This is a genomic window from Arcanobacterium wilhelmae, assembly GCF_029632765.1.
In the GTDB taxonomy this organism is placed as follows: Bacteria; Actinomycetota; Actinomycetes; order Actinomycetales; family Actinomycetaceae; genus Arcanobacterium; species Arcanobacterium wilhelmae.
Genome location: NZ_CP121247.1, coordinates 269,925 through 285,306, shown reverse-complemented (window position 1 = coordinate 285,306; position 15,382 = coordinate 269,925). Strand labels below are relative to the sequence as shown.

13 protein-coding genes are annotated in these 15,382 nt (G+C 61.5%); 6 read left to right on the top strand and 7 right to left on the bottom strand.

Annotation, left to right across the window (positions count from 1 at the left end; all coding sequences use genetic code 11):
• Window positions 1-164: 164 nt before the first annotated feature.
• The 4 genes from P8A24_RS01255 to P8A24_RS01240 all read right to left on the bottom strand — a co-directional run bounded on the left by P8A24_RS01255 (window position 165) and on the right by P8A24_RS01240 (window position 4,355).
• Window positions 165-1,640 carry an NCS2 family permease gene (locus P8A24_RS01255; RefSeq protein ID WP_278058935.1) on the bottom strand — a complete coding sequence of 492 codons (1,476 nt, stop codon included), beginning with the start codon at window positions 1,638-1,640 and terminating at the stop codon, window positions 165-167.
• Between the two features lie 323 nt (window positions 1,641-1,963).
• On the bottom strand, window positions 1,964-3,190 hold the full coding sequence (gene manA, locus P8A24_RS01250; protein WP_278058933.1) for a mannose-6-phosphate isomerase, class I: 1,227 nt from the start codon (window positions 3,188-3,190) through the stop codon (window positions 1,964-1,966).
• A 3-nt stretch (window positions 3,191-3,193) separates the two neighbouring features.
• A complete protein-coding gene (locus P8A24_RS01245; RefSeq protein WP_278058932.1) occupies window positions 3,194-3,988 on the bottom strand; it encodes a DUF3027 domain-containing protein in 795 nt (264 codons plus the stop codon).
• Entirely contained in the window at window positions 3,978-4,355 is a 378-nt protein-coding gene (locus P8A24_RS01240) for a cold-shock protein (protein ID WP_278058930.1), read from the bottom strand. Before P8A24_RS01240 ends, P8A24_RS01245 begins: the two co-directional genes overlap by 11 nt.
• A gap of 186 nt (window positions 4,356-4,541) precedes the next feature.
• Here P8A24_RS01240 and P8A24_RS01235 point away from each other — a divergent pair, with 186 nt between their 5' ends.
• The 5 genes from P8A24_RS01235 to P8A24_RS01215 all read left to right on the top strand — a co-directional run bounded on the left by P8A24_RS01235 (window position 4,542) and on the right by P8A24_RS01215 (window position 10,629).
• Window positions 4,542-6,449 carry a TPM domain-containing protein gene (locus P8A24_RS01235; RefSeq protein WP_278058928.1) on the top strand — a complete coding sequence of 636 codons (1,908 nt, stop codon included), beginning with the start codon at window positions 4,542-4,544 and terminating at the stop codon, window positions 6,447-6,449.
• 103 nt (window positions 6,450-6,552) lie between these two features.
• Window positions 6,553-7,308 carry a PspA/IM30 family protein gene (locus tag P8A24_RS01230; protein WP_278058926.1) on the top strand — a complete coding sequence of 252 codons (756 nt, stop codon included), beginning with the start codon at window positions 6,553-6,555 and terminating at the stop codon, window positions 7,306-7,308.
• Window positions 7,309-7,490: 182 nt separating this feature from the next.
• Window positions 7,491-8,054 carry an NYN domain-containing protein gene (locus tag P8A24_RS01225; RefSeq protein WP_278058924.1) on the top strand — a complete coding sequence of 188 codons (564 nt, stop codon included), beginning with the start codon at window positions 7,491-7,493 and terminating at the stop codon, window positions 8,052-8,054.
• Window positions 8,055-8,327: 273 nt separating this feature from the next.
• Complete coding sequence (locus P8A24_RS01220) at window positions 8,328-9,071, top strand: response regulator transcription factor (protein WP_278058923.1); 744 nt, start codon at window positions 8,328-8,330, stop codon at window positions 9,069-9,071.
• Window positions 9,072-9,141: 70 nt separating this feature from the next.
• Window positions 9,142-10,629, top strand: coding sequence for a sensor histidine kinase (locus tag P8A24_RS01215; protein ID WP_278058921.1), 1,488 nt, complete (start codon window positions 9,142-9,144; stop codon window positions 10,627-10,629).
• Window positions 10,630-10,708: 79 nt separating this feature from the next.
• Here the strand turns inward: P8A24_RS01215 and P8A24_RS01210 are convergent, their stop codons facing one another.
• Both P8A24_RS01210 and P8A24_RS01205 read right to left on the bottom strand, forming a co-directional pair.
• Window positions 10,709-11,476 carry a lysophospholipid acyltransferase family protein gene (locus P8A24_RS01210; protein WP_278058919.1) on the bottom strand — a complete coding sequence of 256 codons (768 nt, stop codon included), beginning with the start codon at window positions 11,474-11,476 and terminating at the stop codon, window positions 10,709-10,711.
• The gene (locus P8A24_RS01205) at window positions 11,473-12,249 is read right to left on the bottom strand and encodes an SDR family NAD(P)-dependent oxidoreductase (protein ID WP_278058918.1); all 777 of its coding nucleotides are present in this window, start codon (window positions 12,247-12,249) and stop codon (window positions 11,473-11,475) included. The genes P8A24_RS01210 and P8A24_RS01205 overlap by 4 nt, the downstream gene beginning before the upstream one ends.
• A 121-nt stretch (window positions 12,250-12,370) precedes the next feature.
• On the opposite strand from P8A24_RS01205, the gene P8A24_RS01200 reads away from it, so the two are divergent.
• The gene (locus tag P8A24_RS01200; RefSeq protein ID WP_278058917.1) at window positions 12,371-13,591 is read left to right on the top strand and encodes an HD domain-containing protein; all 1,221 of its coding nucleotides are present in this window, start codon (window positions 12,371-12,373) and stop codon (window positions 13,589-13,591) included.
• A gap of 89 nt (window positions 13,592-13,680) precedes the next feature.
• Here the strand turns inward: P8A24_RS01200 and groL are convergent, their stop codons facing one another.
• A complete protein-coding gene (gene groL / locus P8A24_RS01195; RefSeq protein ID WP_278058916.1) occupies window positions 13,681-15,303 on the bottom strand; it encodes a chaperonin GroEL in 1,623 nt (540 codons plus the stop codon).
• Window positions 15,304-15,382: the final 79 nt, after the last annotated feature.

The following is a 15,382-nucleotide window of genomic DNA, read 5'->3' as shown; positions in this document are numbered from 1 at the left end:
GACGTCGGCGCTCACCTTACGTACCAGCCCGCCCGACGTCGGCGCTCACCTTATTATTAATAAAGGGAACCGGACACGCCCAAAATAAAGGGAGCCGGACGCGCTCACAACACATCCGGCTCCCTCCCAGCTTCACCACCACGCGAGCTGGGGCTCCACCAGCGTCAGGCAACGCCGAGGAGCTTCTGGATCGGGTCGAGGAGGAAGTACACCACGAACACCACGCCCGAGCCCCACATCAGCGGGTGAATGTTGCGGGCCTTGCCGCGCGCCACCTCAACGAGAATGTAGGTCAGGAAGCCGGCGCCGATACCCACAGAAATCGAGAAGGCGAACGGAGCCATGGCGATCGTCATGAACGACGGGATCGCGATGTGGAGCGCCTTCCAATCGATATCCACCACCTGCTGCATCATGAGGAAGCCGACGGTTACCAACGCGGGCGCGGCCGCCTCGTTCGGCACCATCGCGAACAGCGGCGAGAGGAACGTGGCGAGGAGGAACAGCGTGCCTGTCACGATCGGCGCGATTCCGGTACGGGCGCCTTCGGCGACGCCGGTAGTCGACTCCACGAACACGGTGTTTGACGACACGCCACCAAGACCACCAGCCATCGCACCCATCGAATCAACAATGAGGATCTGGCGGGCCGACGGCGGGTTGCCTTCCTTGTCGAGGAGGCCACCTTCGGTTCCGACGGCGATCATGGTGCCGAGAGTGTCGAAGAAGTCGGACAGGAGAATCGAGAACGCGAGCACGGCAACCGCAACCACGCCCACCTTCTGGAACGGGCCAACCACAGAGAACTGGCCAAGCGTGGAGAAATCGGGAAGGTTCACCGGCGAACCATTGAGCGCTGGAACGGTGAGCGCCCAGCCCATCGGGTTCTTGTCGCCACGAACGCCGAAGTGTCCGATCGCCTCAGCAATGAGGGCAAACACAGTGGCGGCGAGGATGCCCCACAGCACGGCACCCTTGATCTTGCGGATGAGGCCCACAATGATCACCACAACGCCGAAGACGAAAACGACGAGCGGCCACGAGCCAACCGAGCCGTTGATACCGAACGACAAGCCACCGGGGAAGGTGTGGACGAGGCCAGCGTTGAGCAGGCCGATCAGCGTAATAAACAGGCCAAGGCTCACGGAGATCGCAGCGCGCAGGAAGCGCGGCACGGCGCGGAAGATCGCTTCGCGCAGGCCAGTGAGCACGAGCAGAAGGATCACGAAACCTTCGATCACAATGATGCCCATGCCGTCTGCCCAGGTCATGCCGGGGATCTGGACGATCGTGGAGGCCACCATCGAGTTCAGGCCGAGGCCGGCCGCAAGCGCGATCGGGTAGTTCGCGATCGAGCCCATGAGGATCGACATCACGCCGGCAACGAGTGCAGTGCCCGCAGCGATTGCGGGGATATTCGGCGCGGTTCCGCCGCCGAGGTAGTGCCCGGTGGAATCAGGGCCCTGCAGGATGAGGGGGTTTAGCACGAGGATGTAGGCCATCGCGAAGAACGTGACGATGCCGCCGCGGATTTCCGTAGCGAGCGTGGAGCCTCGGCGCGAGATGCGGAAGAGGCGATCAATGGACGAGGTTGAGCCGGCCGCAGCAGGGCTCTGCTTTTCTGCAATAGAAGTACTCACGTACGGCAACTGTAGCTCGCACCCACACACGAGACAAGCCAGTGTCCACTATGCGAACGGCTTGCGTCTCACATTCCGAACGCCCGACGACGAAGTGGCGACTTTCCGCCATTTCTACCCGTTTCGTGGCCTTCACCACGCGTCTCCACCCCGCCCACTCGCAACCAGGCCCCGCCGTCGGGAAGCCCGTGCACAACTCAATCAATCCCGCGAGGCGTTGCTCTATACGCAACGCCTGAACCAACTGACAGAGTTACGCACGCACCTCAGGCGCGGGCCCCGCCCTCAGTCCAACCGCAGACACTGCAGCCGCACCGCCAGCTTTAGGGCACGTCCGCCTGCACAAACTTGCCGGCCCCACGAAGCTCCACCCCGGCGTCGGCGGCTTCCACGAGAACAGCGGAACCAGTGTTCATCGTCAGCACTCCCCCGGCGCTGTGAATCTGCGCGGCACCTTCCAGGCACAGCAGAATGCGCGGGCCAGAACCGCGAACACGCGTCCAACTTGAAGCGTCGCGAAGCGTGATCACCGAGAGCTCAAAATCGTCCACCGGCGCATAGAACGTGGACTGCACGGGGCTGACCCGCTCGGGTGCAATGCGGATCGGCGGCGCAGCCACCGTATCCAACACCGAGAGCAGCGCCGGCACGTCCACATGTTTGGGGGTAAGCCCGGCGCGCATCACGTTATCGGAGGCGGCCATCACCTCCACGCCCATCCCCGAAAGATACGCATGCACAGTGCCGGCGGGCGTAAACATCGCCTCGCCCGGCGCGAGAGTAACCGGGTTGAGAAGCAACGACGCGACCACGCCCGGATCGCCAGGGTAAAACTGCGACAGGTAGGCGACAATGCGGTCCGCGCGCGGCGACGGGCTTTCCTCGGCAGGGCGCACCTCACACGCGGCCGCCACTTCGGCAACCGCCTGAGCAGTCGGGCGCGAACCCGCCGACAACAGCCATTCGAACGCAGCCTTCACCCCACCGGCGTCGGGTTGCTCCTCCACAAACTGCGCAAGCCGGCGCGTGAGAGGCGTATCGAGCCCGGCAAGCACTCCGAGGATCCGGCGCGGCGACCGAAACCCCACCACGGCTTCGAACCGGGTCAGCGCATACACGAGCTCCGGCTTGTGGTTGCGATCCTTGTAGTTACGCGCAGCCGAATCGAAAGGAACGCCGGCCACCTCTTCTGCCGCGAAACCAGCGCGCGCCTGAGCGATCGAGGGGTGCACCTGGAGCGAGAGCGGCTCCGCGGGGGCGATCAGTTTCAACAGGAACGGTAGTGTGCCGCCGGTGCGGCGCGCGACGTCGGCGCCCAGCACGCGCTCGGGCGCACCTGCTACGTGCGCGGCAAGATCGACGACGCCGGTGCCCACCTCGCGCCCGAAAGCGGCAGTGAACTCCCGGCCGAGGAGCGCCGGGCCCAGCGGGTGGGCACCCAGCCACAGTTCGGCTACTGGCTGATCCCCCGCCGGTAAACCAAACATCGTGGGGATCGCGCTTCGCGACCCCCACGAGTAGTGCTTGGGCTGACCGGCGAGAAATTCCACCGGCTACTTTTCCTCGATAATTTCGAGATCTCGATCGTTGAGGACCGGCTCGCTCGGATCCCACAGCGGCGTGCGCTTGGGAGTATCCGTTTCCGAATGCGAACCGCACCCATGATCGAGGGAGACTACGTGGCCGTCAAACGCCGACCACTCGTTGCCGCAGACGCCGAACAGTGCACGGGCCGAACCATCCATGCGCAGGAAATATCCACAGGTAGCGCAGGGGGCCTTCGCATCACGGGTGGCCTGGTTGCGCGGGCCACCGTCGCCGCGATACCAGCGGCGGAAGGTGGCGGCGCGCCCGGCGTCGGACATGACGCGCTTGCGGCCGAGCCCGAGTTCGAAGATTGCCGACGCGTCTGCATCGATCCCCGTTGCTTCAAAACCCTGATCCAGATCAGGATCTTCCACTGGCGCCAGGTTCGGATCATCTGGGTTGTACGGGAGGCGATCCGAGGGTGAAACGTCCGCTGGCTTGAGCCGATCCGCCCACGGAACCCAGGAGGGCGCGAGCAGAGCCTCCGGCCCTGGGCGCATCACGACTTCCGAAACTGTGACCTTCTTTGAGCGCGGCGCGCGCGTGAGTGTGACACTCCAGAACCAGCCCTGATACCCGGGCAGGAGACACTCGAAGGCATGAGTGATCACGCGATCATCTTCCTGGACCATGCCAGCGTGCTCGCCAATATTCGCTTCCTTCGTCACCTCAACGATGGCGGCACGAGCCTGCTCGACGGCGGCGCCGAGCAGTTTGTCTTTCACCGGGCGATCACCTGGCGTAATACGATTATTCGACATCAAAATCCTCTGCGAGAGCGCGCAAAGCCATGGCGATCCGCGGGCCGTCCTTTGGATAGCGGCCACGACGGAGCTGTTCGGACGCCGAATCGAGGATCTTAATGAGATCTTCGATCAGGGGGCGCATCTCTTCCGGCTTGCGGCGCGCGGCCGCCGCCAGTGAGGCTGGCTTTGCAATCACGTCAACCGAGAGCGCTGCCGGACCGCGGCGTGTTTCGCCAACTCCGTATTCAACGCGGGTACCGGCCTTCACGCGCGCACCGATCGGCAACGCACTCGCGGGCAGGTACACGGACTCGCCGTCGTCGCCAGAAATAAAACCGAACCCCTTCGATTCGTCGAAGAACTTCACCTTTCCGGTAGGCACAGCTTCACTCTCTTTCTTGTGTGTTTGCCGCGGCAGGCCCGCGGACAGATAAAACTACGTCCCCCTATTATGGCACTTTGCGCACCTTTTTACCGACGCCGGTGTGCCGCTTGGAGCGAAACGGAAGCGGCGCGACGTCGGTAGGCTTGGTAGATTTGTGGGCAAGATACCAAAGGAGGTTCGCTGGTGTTTCGATTGGCAAAGGCCGCTGCCGGTGCCGCGGTGGTGGTTGGCGTGTTGTGGCCAGCGGCCGCTTTTGCGGTGGAGCCGCATGGTGTTGAGGCTCATTTCGTTGACGAATCGGGCGTTGTTGTTGATTCTGCCGCCACATATAACTCAGTGGCGCGGGTGCCGAACACGGGTTTGTACGTAGTGATCGTGGATGATTTCTCCGGTATGAACTCGGAAAGCTGGGCGAAGGACACAGCCGAGAAGTCGGGGTTGAAGCAAGGACAGGGGCTCGTTGCGATCGCGACGAAAACCCGCGATATTGGCTTCTATGCGCTTGACGGGTATGACGGCGTAACAGCCGCAGTGTTGCAGCAGTCGCTGAGCGATGAAGTATTGGCAGAGTTCAAAAACAAGAATTGGGATGTGGGAATCCAGAAGCTCGCACAGAACGTGACCTCTGCAATGGACGGCTCCACGGTGGAGCATGGTGGCTCGACCCCGCCGATTGTTCCGATCGCGGGTGGTGCGCTCGCCGTCGGTGCGGGAGTGTTTGCCGTCTCGCGCGTGAAGGCGCGCAACAAGAAGAAGATGGAAAGCGCGAATATCGAAAAGCTTGCGCAGGAGGCCTCAGCAGCGCTGCTGGACGCGGACGATAACCTCCGTTCGGCGCTAGCCGAGCTCGAGTTCGCGAAGGCTGAATTCGGGGTGGAGGCCACGGCGAAGTTCACCACTGCGCTTGCAGGCGCTCAGGGCCAGGTACACGAGGCGTTCATGCTTCAAAAGCTCTTGGGCGACGACGATCCAGAAACTCCGGCCGAGCAGCGCGAGATGAACGGCAAGATTTTGGAGCTTTCAAAATCAGTGCAGGGGGTACTTGCCGAACACCAGAAGGCGTTCTCGGAGCTTCGTGCGTTGGCTCGCCGCGTGGACGAGAAGCTCGCTGAGCTCACGCAGCGCAGCTCGGAGATTTCGAGCGGGCTGCCGCTGGTGGCGAAGAAGATTGAGGATTTGAGGCGCTCGTACGCACCTCAAATGCTGGTGAGTTTCGAAAACATTCCACATCAGGTGGAGGGCTTGCTCGCGGCTTCTGGCGAGTCGATCACCACCGGTACTGAGCTTGCCGAGAAGGGTGAGAAGAACAAGGCGGTTCCCTACGCTCAGCTCGCCGAGGGAGCGATCGGGCAGGCGTCGGATCTCGTTGCGAGCGTCGATCAGGCGCCGGGTTTGATTGCGGGTGCGAAGGAGGCTGTCGCGGCCGCGGCTGCGTCGCTCACCTCCGACGTCGCCGACGCCGAACGGCTGGGAGGTGGAGATCAGGCGATTAGCGCCCGGGCCGGGGAGGCGCGGAAGGTGCTGGCGCGCGTTGGCGCAGACAACGATTTCCTCACGTTGCAACGTGATCTGCGCACGGCGGAAGAAGCGTTGGACCTGGCGCTGACGGGCGTGCGCGCGGCCGACGATCAGCGTCGGCGAACCCAGGGGCGCATCGAATCCGATATGGGCACGGCTACGGAAAACATCGCGCAAACCGACTCCTTGATCTCCACCTACCGCGCCGCCGTCGGAGCGGACGCCCGCACCCTACTCGCCCGGGCGCGCACGGCGCTCGCCCAGGCTACGCGTGAAACGGAACTCGAGGCGAAGGCAGAATACGCGCGCTCCGCCGTCGAGCAGTCCTCGAGTGCGCTCGCTGCAACTCGCAACGATATCCGCTACAACGACGCCGACCAGCGCCGAGGCGGAGGAGGAGGTAACGACCTCCTCACCGGCATGATTATCGGCGGTATTCTGAACGGAATCTCCTCCTCCGGTCACCGCTCGGGCGGAAGCTGGGGTGGCGGAAGCTGGGGTGGTTCCTTCGGCGGCGGAAGCTTTGGTGGCGGTTCCTTCGGCGGCGGCGGCGGAGGGTCGCTGAAGTTCTAAGGTTCGGCCACGCGCGAAGATGCCCACATCCGCAAACAATCCTCAGTAAAATTACCCGTAAGCGTCTTTCGCAAGGCGCACATACTTCAACGAAAGGCAAACCATGGCAGAAAAGCAGTCGATCCTAGGCCGTATCGCCCAGCTCGCAAAGGCCAACGTCAACGCGCTCCTCGATCGCGCCGAAGATCCGCAAAAGATGCTCGATCAGATGGTGCGCGATTACACCAACTCGATCGCCGAAGCAGAAGATGCCGTTGCGGTCACCGTCGGTAACCTGCGCCTCGCACAGTCGGACTACAAGGAAGATGTGGAATCGGCACGCGAGTGGGGCCAGAAGGCCGCCGCTGCTGTTGCCAAAGCCAAGCAGATGCGCGAAGCCGGCAACGAAGACGGCGCCGCGAAGTTCGATAACCTCGCCAAGATCGCCATCGAGAAGCAGATCCAGTCCGAGGGCGAAGCCAAGGCGGCGGAGCCGGTTATCGCCTCACAGGAAGAGGTTGTGGCCAAGCTCAAGGACGGTCTGAACGTGATGCGCGGCAAGCTTGATGAGCTCAAGTCGAAGCGCGATCAGCTTGTGGCGCGTTCGAAGACCGCCGCAGCTCAGAACAAGGTTCAGGATGCGATCTCCGCCATCAACGTGCTCGATCCCACGTCGGAGCTCGGCCGCTTCGAGGAGAAGGTGCGCCGCGAAGAGGCCCTCGCGCTCGGCAAGGCCGAGGTTGCGCAGTCCTCGCTCGATGCACAGTTCGCCGAACTCGAATCCTCAAAGGATATGAGCGAAGTTGAGGCGCGCCTCGCGGCTCTCCAGGCTGGCGAACCGGTGAAGGAGATCGAGGGCAAGGATTTCACCTCATACTGATCATTGATCTCCCAGCGATTTTCGGGGAGGGCTCGGCTGCGCCGAACCCTCCCCGTTTTTGCTGTGAAGCACATATTGTCGCCAGTTTTCATGCCTGGCTGGCCACAGCGATTTTCCTTGCACGGCCACAGCTTTCGCAGCCTTTTTCAACGCGAACTGCGCGGACGGCCTAGAATGATGGCATGTATTTTCTTATCGACGGCGAAAACCTGGACGCCACGTTAGGCGTCAACATTTTGGGGCGAGCTCCGCGTGGCGAAGAGCGCCCCCGCTGGGATCGAGTTCTCGATTTCGACCCGTGGCGTGATGAGCCGTCGGAAGATGATTCTCTTTCCGGCCTGTTCTTTTTGAACGCTACCCAAAAGATCGCCACCTCGTTCGTGCAGGCACTCACCGCAATCGGCTGGCGCCCACTCCTTCTCACCTCTGAGGATCCCGAAGTCAAGGTGGTGGATCGAGGAATCCAGCGCACGCTCGAAGCGATTGCTCAAACGAAGCCCGGCACGGATATTGTGCTCGGCTCACACGACGCCGATTATCTGCCCCAGATCGAGGAGCTCCTCGCCGCCGGCCACCGTGTGGCGGTATTGTGTTTCCGCGAGTTCCTCTCCACCTCGCTCGCAGCCCTCCAAGATCAGGGCCTGACCATCATCGATCTGGAATACGACGTTCACGCCTTCAACCAGCCGCTCTCGCGCATCCACGTGATGGACGTCGAAGAGTTCGACCCGCTGGAGTTTATCTAACGCAAGCAGTCGGAAACGGTGCTTGCGTATGTGACGCAACATGCGCACCGGCGTCGCGCGCTCGCGAAGCCACACACACTTCGGGCGACTCGGGGTTAGTGAGCGCGTGGCAGAATCGACACGCGCCTCGAGCGCGGGCTCCCCGCGCGAGCCCGTGGTGCGTATGGTGCAGCCTCTTCCCACCGGCGTCGGGCACGTATTGTTTCCAAAACACGTCTTACGCGTCCAGAAAACTTCCAGCAGACTTCCAGAAATGCTGGTAAGAATAGGGACATGACAGTCCAGAATTCTGAACCGGAGGCTCGCATCCTCGTTGTCGACGACGAGCCGACCATCCGTGAACTCCTCTCCGCCTCCCTGCGTTTCGCAGGCTTCGATGTCGCTGCAGCTGCCGACGGCGCTGAAGCGCTCAAGCAGCAGGCCATTTTCGCTCCCGATATTGTGGTACTCGACGTCATGCTCCCCGACATGGACGGCTTCGAAGTGCTTCGCCTCTTACGCGAACACCACTCCACGCTTCCGGTCGTCTTCCTGACGGCGAAGGACGATCTGCAAGACAAACTCCAAGGCCTGTCCGTGGGCGGCGATGACTACATCACCAAGCCCTTCTCACTGGAGGAAGTCGTGGCGCGCATCCGCACGGTGCTGCGCCGCACCACCGCCACCATGCCGGAAACAGCAGTGCTCACGTACGCCGATATTGTGCTCAACGAGGATACGTATGAGGTCACTCGCGCGGGCCACGAGATCGATCTGTCCCCCACCGAGTTCAAACTCCTGCGCTATCTCATGGTCAATTCCGAGCGCGTGGTATCCAAAATGCAGATCCTGGACCACGTGTGGGATTACAACTGGGTGGGCGAAGCCTCAATCGTGGAGTCGTACATTTCCTACCTGCGCCGCAAGATGGACACCCCTGAGGCTCTCGGCCTCACTTCCCCACAAGAGATTGCAGAATTTGTTCCCCTGATCCACACCAAGCGCGGCATCGGCTACGTTCTTCGCGCATCAAAGTGAGGCGCCGATGAGTCCCCACGATCCCCCTCGGTGGTATCGAACTCTTTCGTTCAAGCTTGGAGTGACCTTCATGGCACTCCTGCTCGTCGTGTTCATCTTGATCTCCTTCATCGGAGCTCAAACGTTGCGCACGTATCTCACCCAAAAGATCGACTCCGAGCTCACCACGTCGGGTACCGAGATCGCGTCTCAAACCCTTGATCAGATTGCCCCTCCGCGCGGCAGAGAAGTTCCCCCGTCTGCATATAAGCAGATCTTGCCATCGGAGTACTTTGTGTACGTCGTCTACAACAACGTCGAACCGATCGTCGTTGTTGGAGATTCCGTGCGCCGTGCACTTGGCGAACCTGCGAACTCCTATGCCCTCTCGCAACACAAGCATCTCGATCCGATCACAGTTCCCGGCACGAAAGACCATTTGGAATGGCGAATCATTTCCGTGCCGATGGTTTCTCCACAAACCCAGGAACCGATCGGCTCTGTCCTCATCGGCCTACCGATGGGCACTGTTGATGCAGCAGTCACGAACCTGCTCCAAATGCTCGTGGCGTTCGAACTGGTTCTCGGCGTGCTCGGCGGTGCTGTCTCAGTTCTGATGATCCGCCGCCAGCTACGCAGCCTGCATGCGATCGAAGTAGCCACCCGCGACGTCGCAAACGGCAACCTTTCACGGCGTGTGCCGTCCGGCCCGTCCGGTTCCGAAGTCGGCATGCTGGGGCGGTCGATCAACGTCATGCTCGCCCAGATTCAGGAATCCTTCGAAGCGAAAGAAGCTTCCGAACGCAAGATGAAGCAGTTCGTTTCAGACGCCTCCCACGAACTGCGAACTCCGCTTGCGTCCGTGAACGGCTACGCACAGCTCTACCGCATGGGCGGCGTTCCAGCCGAACAGGTGGGCCACGTGATGAGCCGTATCGAATCAGAATCCACCCGCATGGGGCACCTCGTTGAGGATTTGCTCCAGCTCGCACGCCTCGACGAAGGGCGAAAACTCAACTATTCCGACGTCGACCTTGCTTCGGTGGCACTCAACGCCGTCTCCGATTTCGAAGTACGAGCACCGGATTATCCCATCGAGGTGACGAACCTCGATGGAGGGGATCCGCAATCCGTAATGATTATCGGCGACGAAGAAAAGATCACCCAGATCGTCTCCAACCTGCTGTCCAACGTTCGTGCGCATACGCCGTCGGGAACACCCGTGGAGGTTGCCGTGGGCAAATCACGCGAGCGCACGGACTGCGCGATCGTTGAGGTTCGCGACCACGGGCCGGGAATCCCTGAAGAGAATCGCTCGCGAGTATTCGAACGCTTCTTCAGAACCGACACGTCACGTTCGCGCGAATCAGGAGGCTCCGGGCTCGGCTTGGCAATCGTCCAGGCGATCATGGCGGCCCATTCCGGCGACGCCGAAGTGGCAGAAACGCCCGGAGGCGGGCTCACGATCCGGCTCAAGTTCCCGCGCCTGATGGAAAAGAGCGAGCCACAAAAATCGCATCAACATACTGGGGCGTTCACGGCGCCGGACCTCGCGAAGACGTTCGTCGCCCGGATGTAAAAGGCGGCGTAAAAAGCGAAACGGTGGGGCCGCAGCCTGCGAGGCTGCGGCCCCACCGTTGTGGATCACACACGGACGGTTATTCTTCGCCGGCAGGCCCCGCCGATTCGGCCTGTTCCCCATTCTCCGGCAGCATCTCCGGATTCGCGGAGCGCTTGTCCAACATCGCCACGATATGTGCGCGAACGCGTGCCATGAAATCCTCCGGCGCCTCCCCCTCAAGTGGCCACATCGGCTTGCCGATATACAAGCTCACAGGAGGACGCCCAAACTTCGGCAGAACACGGCCAACAGGCATCGCATCGTGGCCGCCAGCAAGCCCGAGAGGCACGATCGGCACGTGTGTCTTCATCGCGAGAGCCGCGGCACCGGGCTTGAACTGGCCCATTTGACCAGTGCGGGAACGAGTCCCCTCCGGGAAGATCAGAATCGGAACGCCGTCGCGGAGCAGGCGGCCCGTCATTCCCGCCGCTCGCCCCGCATTCGGGCCGTGATACTTGCCTTTGCGTTCGATCGGGTACGTGTTAAAAAACATCGACGTAAGCTTCGAGATACCCTTGCGGCGATAAAAATAATCTGCGGCCGCCCCCGTTGCGATGCGTTCAGCCATGAACTCCGGAAGGAGCGAGAACACCATCGGCGCATCCAGGTGCGAGGAATGGTTGCCCACACAAATATAGGCACCCTCGAGACCTTCCACGTTCTGCGCACCCCACACGGTAGCGTTCAGGAGCGTGTTGATCACCGGGCGGGTCAGTAGTTTGCGCACGGCCTTGCGCTGGTTGCGCTTGGAACCCGAATGGTAATCGTCAAGTGGATGCAGTTTACGCGGCTGATTTTCGCTCATCGACGCCCCTTATTCAGCTTCCGCACGGCCTTCGCCACCAGCGCGCGTGGCGCATGCTGGGCAAGAAAACCGAGCACCTTGTAACGTTTCGATGGGATTGACAGCGAACGGCCGGAGTCGACGTCTGCCAGAGCGGCCGCGACGACGGCTGGCGCATCCATCCACAAGAACCCGGGGATCGACGAATTCGAGACGCCGGTGCGCGCATGGAACTCGGTGTGCACCCAGCCCGGCATGAAAGTGACCACCTGGACGCCGCTGCCCTGAAGCTCGATCGCCAAAGAATCAGACCAAATCTTGAGCGCACCTTTGACCGTGGAATACGAGCCCATCGGCGCAACCGCGGCCATCGACACCGTATTCACGATCACTCCACGCCCACGTTCTTTCATCCGGGCCGCCGCAACGCCACCCAGCTCCATCGGAGCGAGAGCCATCACCTGCAGCCCCTCGCGGAACTGCGAAAAATCCGCCTGCGCGAGCCGCGTATACAAACCAGCGCCCGCATTATTCACAAAAAAATCAATCTCGGGATCCCCTGCGAGCCGCGCAGAAACCGCACGAACGCCGTCGGGAGTGGAAAGATCCGCGCTCAACGTTTCCACCGTGCTTCCCAGCGCCTCAATTTCGCCGCGCGCCTCCTCCAAGCGCGCCACATTGCGCGCCACCAGCACGATATCCAGGCCGCGCCGTGCGAGCTGGCGGGCGAACTCGAGCCCCAAGCCCGACGTTCCCCCGGTGATCAGGGCGCGCTTTCCACGAAAATTCTCCACGCTTCTAACTTAGAACATTCACGCAAACGATGACGGATTTCTACCGCGTCCCGCCCCACTTCACAGTGATTTCCCTGCCACAAACTTCTCTACGCGGTACCGAAACGGCTAGACTTCCTAGGTGCTCGAAAATGACAAAACCACAACCGTGGCGGTTCCCGATTGGGTGATCCGCTCGTTCGTGCGTAGCGCCACACACGTCGGCGCGCAGGCCACGAGCGAGGAACTGACCGCCGCGTGCCGTGCACTGATCGATATTTGGTCAACGCCCGATCGTAAGGTTCACAACATGACCCACGTTGTGGACATGCTTCAGCGAGTGGACACACTCGCACCCGAGGCCCGCGAACCGGACTATATTCGGCTCGCCACCTGGTATCACGGCGTAGTTTTTTCCGTGGACGATTCGGTGGTATATGCCCATAACGGTGGTGAGGATGAGCTGGCGAGCGCGGATGTGGCTCGTGCGGAGCTCAGCCGCCTCGGCGTGCCGCAGGAGGCGTGCGAAGCGATCGCGGCGCTGATTACGTCGTTGCATCACCGGCATTCGTCGTTTGCGAATCAGCTGGGCGAGACCCAAACCTTTGACGCGATCGATTCGGATCAGATCGCGCTTCGCGACGCACACCTCGGCGTCCTCGCCTGCGATCCGAAACGTTACAAAAAGTACAACGCCCTCACCCGCGAAGAGTATGCAGCCGTGGATAATTCGGCATATTTCCGTGCCCGTTCGCGTATTTTGACACGTCTGCTTTCGCGCAAGCGCCTGTTCATTTCGCCGCTCGCCGCCCCGTGGGAGGAAACAGCCCGCCAGAACGCCGCCGCCGAGCTTGAGCGGATCAAGGCGCTGATTGCCCAGCATGAGCCGTCGCCGTCACAGACGGCCGAGTTACCTGCCGTCGACGCCGAGGCGCCGGCGGGTTCGTCTGCGGCGAAGACGCACATTCCGATCGACGACGCCGATGCGGAACCAAGCGCACAGCTCACGGCCGAGCTACTGGCCCAGTCTGAACCAGAGGAGGAGCCTCAGACTCTGCCTGAGACGGACGACGTGGCCGCCGTTGAGGCCGCCACGTTCCGGCGGCTGACAGCTGAAGAGTTCCGCTCTACCTTGGAGGATCCCGATGATTCATTCGATCCTGGAGTTCAACCGAGGATTCTTTCCGGCCCAGAAGTAGAAAGCGCGAAGCGTCAACAGATCGCCCGCAATACGCTGGAGCTGATCAACTCGAAGCGACGCAAAGCGGAGGAAGCACGCGAGGCTGAGGCGTCGAAAGAGAAGGAAGATCCGCGGCCAACATCCACGATGGAAAAAGTGGAATCGATCGAGGATGATTTTTAAACTCGCAAATACATGATGGAGGGCGGCGGATGAAAATCCGCCGCCCTCCACGCGTGCTTCACGAAGCGTGCTTTATCTGATCACTGGGATCAGTACATGCCGCCCATGTCATCGCCACCCGGAGCGGCCGGGGCCGGCGGCTCCGGCTTGTCAGCAACAACAGCCTCGGTGGTGAGGAACAGGCCGGCGATCGATGCAGCGTTCTGCAGCGCCGAGCGGGTGACCTTCACCGGATCGTTGATGCCAGCGGCGAGGAGATCCTCGTACTCGCCGGTTGCAGCGTTCAGGCCGTGGCCGGTAGGCAGATTGCGCACCTTCTCCGCGACGACGCCGCCCTCCAGGCCAGCGTTCTCGGCGATCTGCTTGAGCGGAGCCGACGCCGCCACGCGCACGATCTGCGCACCAACAGCCTCATCGCCCTCGAGCTCGATGCCCTCAAGTGCCTGGTCAGCAGCGTGAATCAGGGCCACGCCGCCGCCGGAAATGATGCCTTCTTCCACAGCAGCCTTCGCGTTGCGGATCGCATCCTCAATACGGTGCTTGCGCTCCTTGAGCTCGACCTCCGTAGCGGCACCCGACTTGATCACAGCCACGCCACCGGAAAGCTTCGCGAGGCGCTCCATGAGCTTCTCACGATCGTAATCCGAGGTGGACTTCTCAATCTGCGCCTTGATCACGGCCACGCGGCCCTCAAGATCTTCCTTCGAGCCAGCGCCGTCCACAATCGTGGTGTTGTCCTTCGTGAGGACAACCTTACGGGCGTTGCCCAGCATGGACAGATCGGCGTTCTCGAGCTTGAGGCCAACGGTCTCAGAAATCACGGTTGCGCCGGTAAGCACTGCCATATCCTGCAGCATCTCCTTACGGCGATCGCCGAAGCCCGGAGCCTTCACGGCAGCCGACTTGAACGTGCCGCGGATCTTGTTCACCACGAGGGTCGCGAGAGCCTCACCCTCGATATCCTCAGCGATGATCACAAGCGGCTTGCCCGACTGCATGACCTTCTCGAGCAGCGGGAGCATGTCCTTGATGTTCGAGATCTTCGACTCGACGAGGAGCACGTAAGCATCCTCGAGCACTGCCTCCTGGCGCTCGGCGTCCGTGACGAAGTACGGCGAGAGGTAGCCCTTATCGAAGGACATACCCTCGGTAATCTCCAGCTCGGTGCCGAAGGTGTTGGACTCTTCAACCGTCACAACGCCTTCCTTGCCGACCTTATCCAGAGCCTCGGCGATCAGCGCGCCGATTTCCGGATCGCCGGCCGAAATCGCTGCAGTAGCGGCGATCTCTTCCTTCGTTTCGATCTCCTTGCCGTTCTCGTGCAGCTTCGCAACGACGGCGGCAACAGCCTTGTCGATGCCCTTGCGAAGCGCGATCGGGTTGGCGCCCGCAACCACGTTGCGCAGGCCTTCCTTTACGAGAGCCTGAGCGAGAACGGTAGCGGTGGTGGTGCCGTCGCCAGCAACATCATCGGTCTTCTTCGCGACTTCCTTCACCAGCTCAGCGCCGATGCGCTCGTAGGGATCCTCGAGCTCAATTTCCTTCGCGATCGACACACCGTCGTTCGTGATCGTGGGAGCGCCCCACTTCTTATCCAGAACAACGTTGCGGCCCTTGGGGCCCAGCGTGACCTTCACCGTGTTTGCGAGCAGGTTCAGGCCACGCTCCATGCCACGGCGAGCATCCTCATCAAAAGCGATGATCTTCGACATATATATTCCTCCACTAGGGACGGTTCCGCCCAGTGCCCGCGACGGACGACGACGGCAGTGGCGTTCATTTCTCACCACT

Bases quoted from the DNA above. Each gene is read 5' to 3' on its own strand.
- P8A24_RS01215 (WP_278058921.1), top strand. From the start codon at position 9,142: ATGGCACTCCTGCTCGTCGTGTTCATCTTGATCTCCTTCATCGGAGCT.
- P8A24_RS01225 (WP_278058924.1), top strand. From the start codon at position 7,491: ATGTATTTTCTTATCGACGGCGAAAACCTGGACGCCACGTTAGGCGTC.
- P8A24_RS01230 (WP_278058926.1), top strand. From the start codon at position 6,553: ATGGCAGAAAAGCAGTCGATCCTAGGCCGTATCGCCCAGCTCGCAAAG.
- groL (WP_278058916.1), bottom strand. From the start codon at position 15,303: ATGTCGAAGATCATCGCTTTTGATGAGGATGCTCGCCGTGGCATGGAG.
- P8A24_RS01220 (WP_278058923.1), top strand. From the start codon at position 8,328: ATGACAGTCCAGAATTCTGAACCGGAGGCTCGCATCCTCGTTGTCGAC.
- P8A24_RS01245 (WP_278058932.1), bottom strand. From the start codon at position 3,988: ATGTCGAATAATCGTATTACGCCAGGTGATCGCCCGGTGAAAGACAAA.
- P8A24_RS01210 (WP_278058919.1), bottom strand. From the start codon at position 11,476: ATGAGCGAAAATCAGCCGCGTAAACTGCATCCACTTGACGATTACCAT.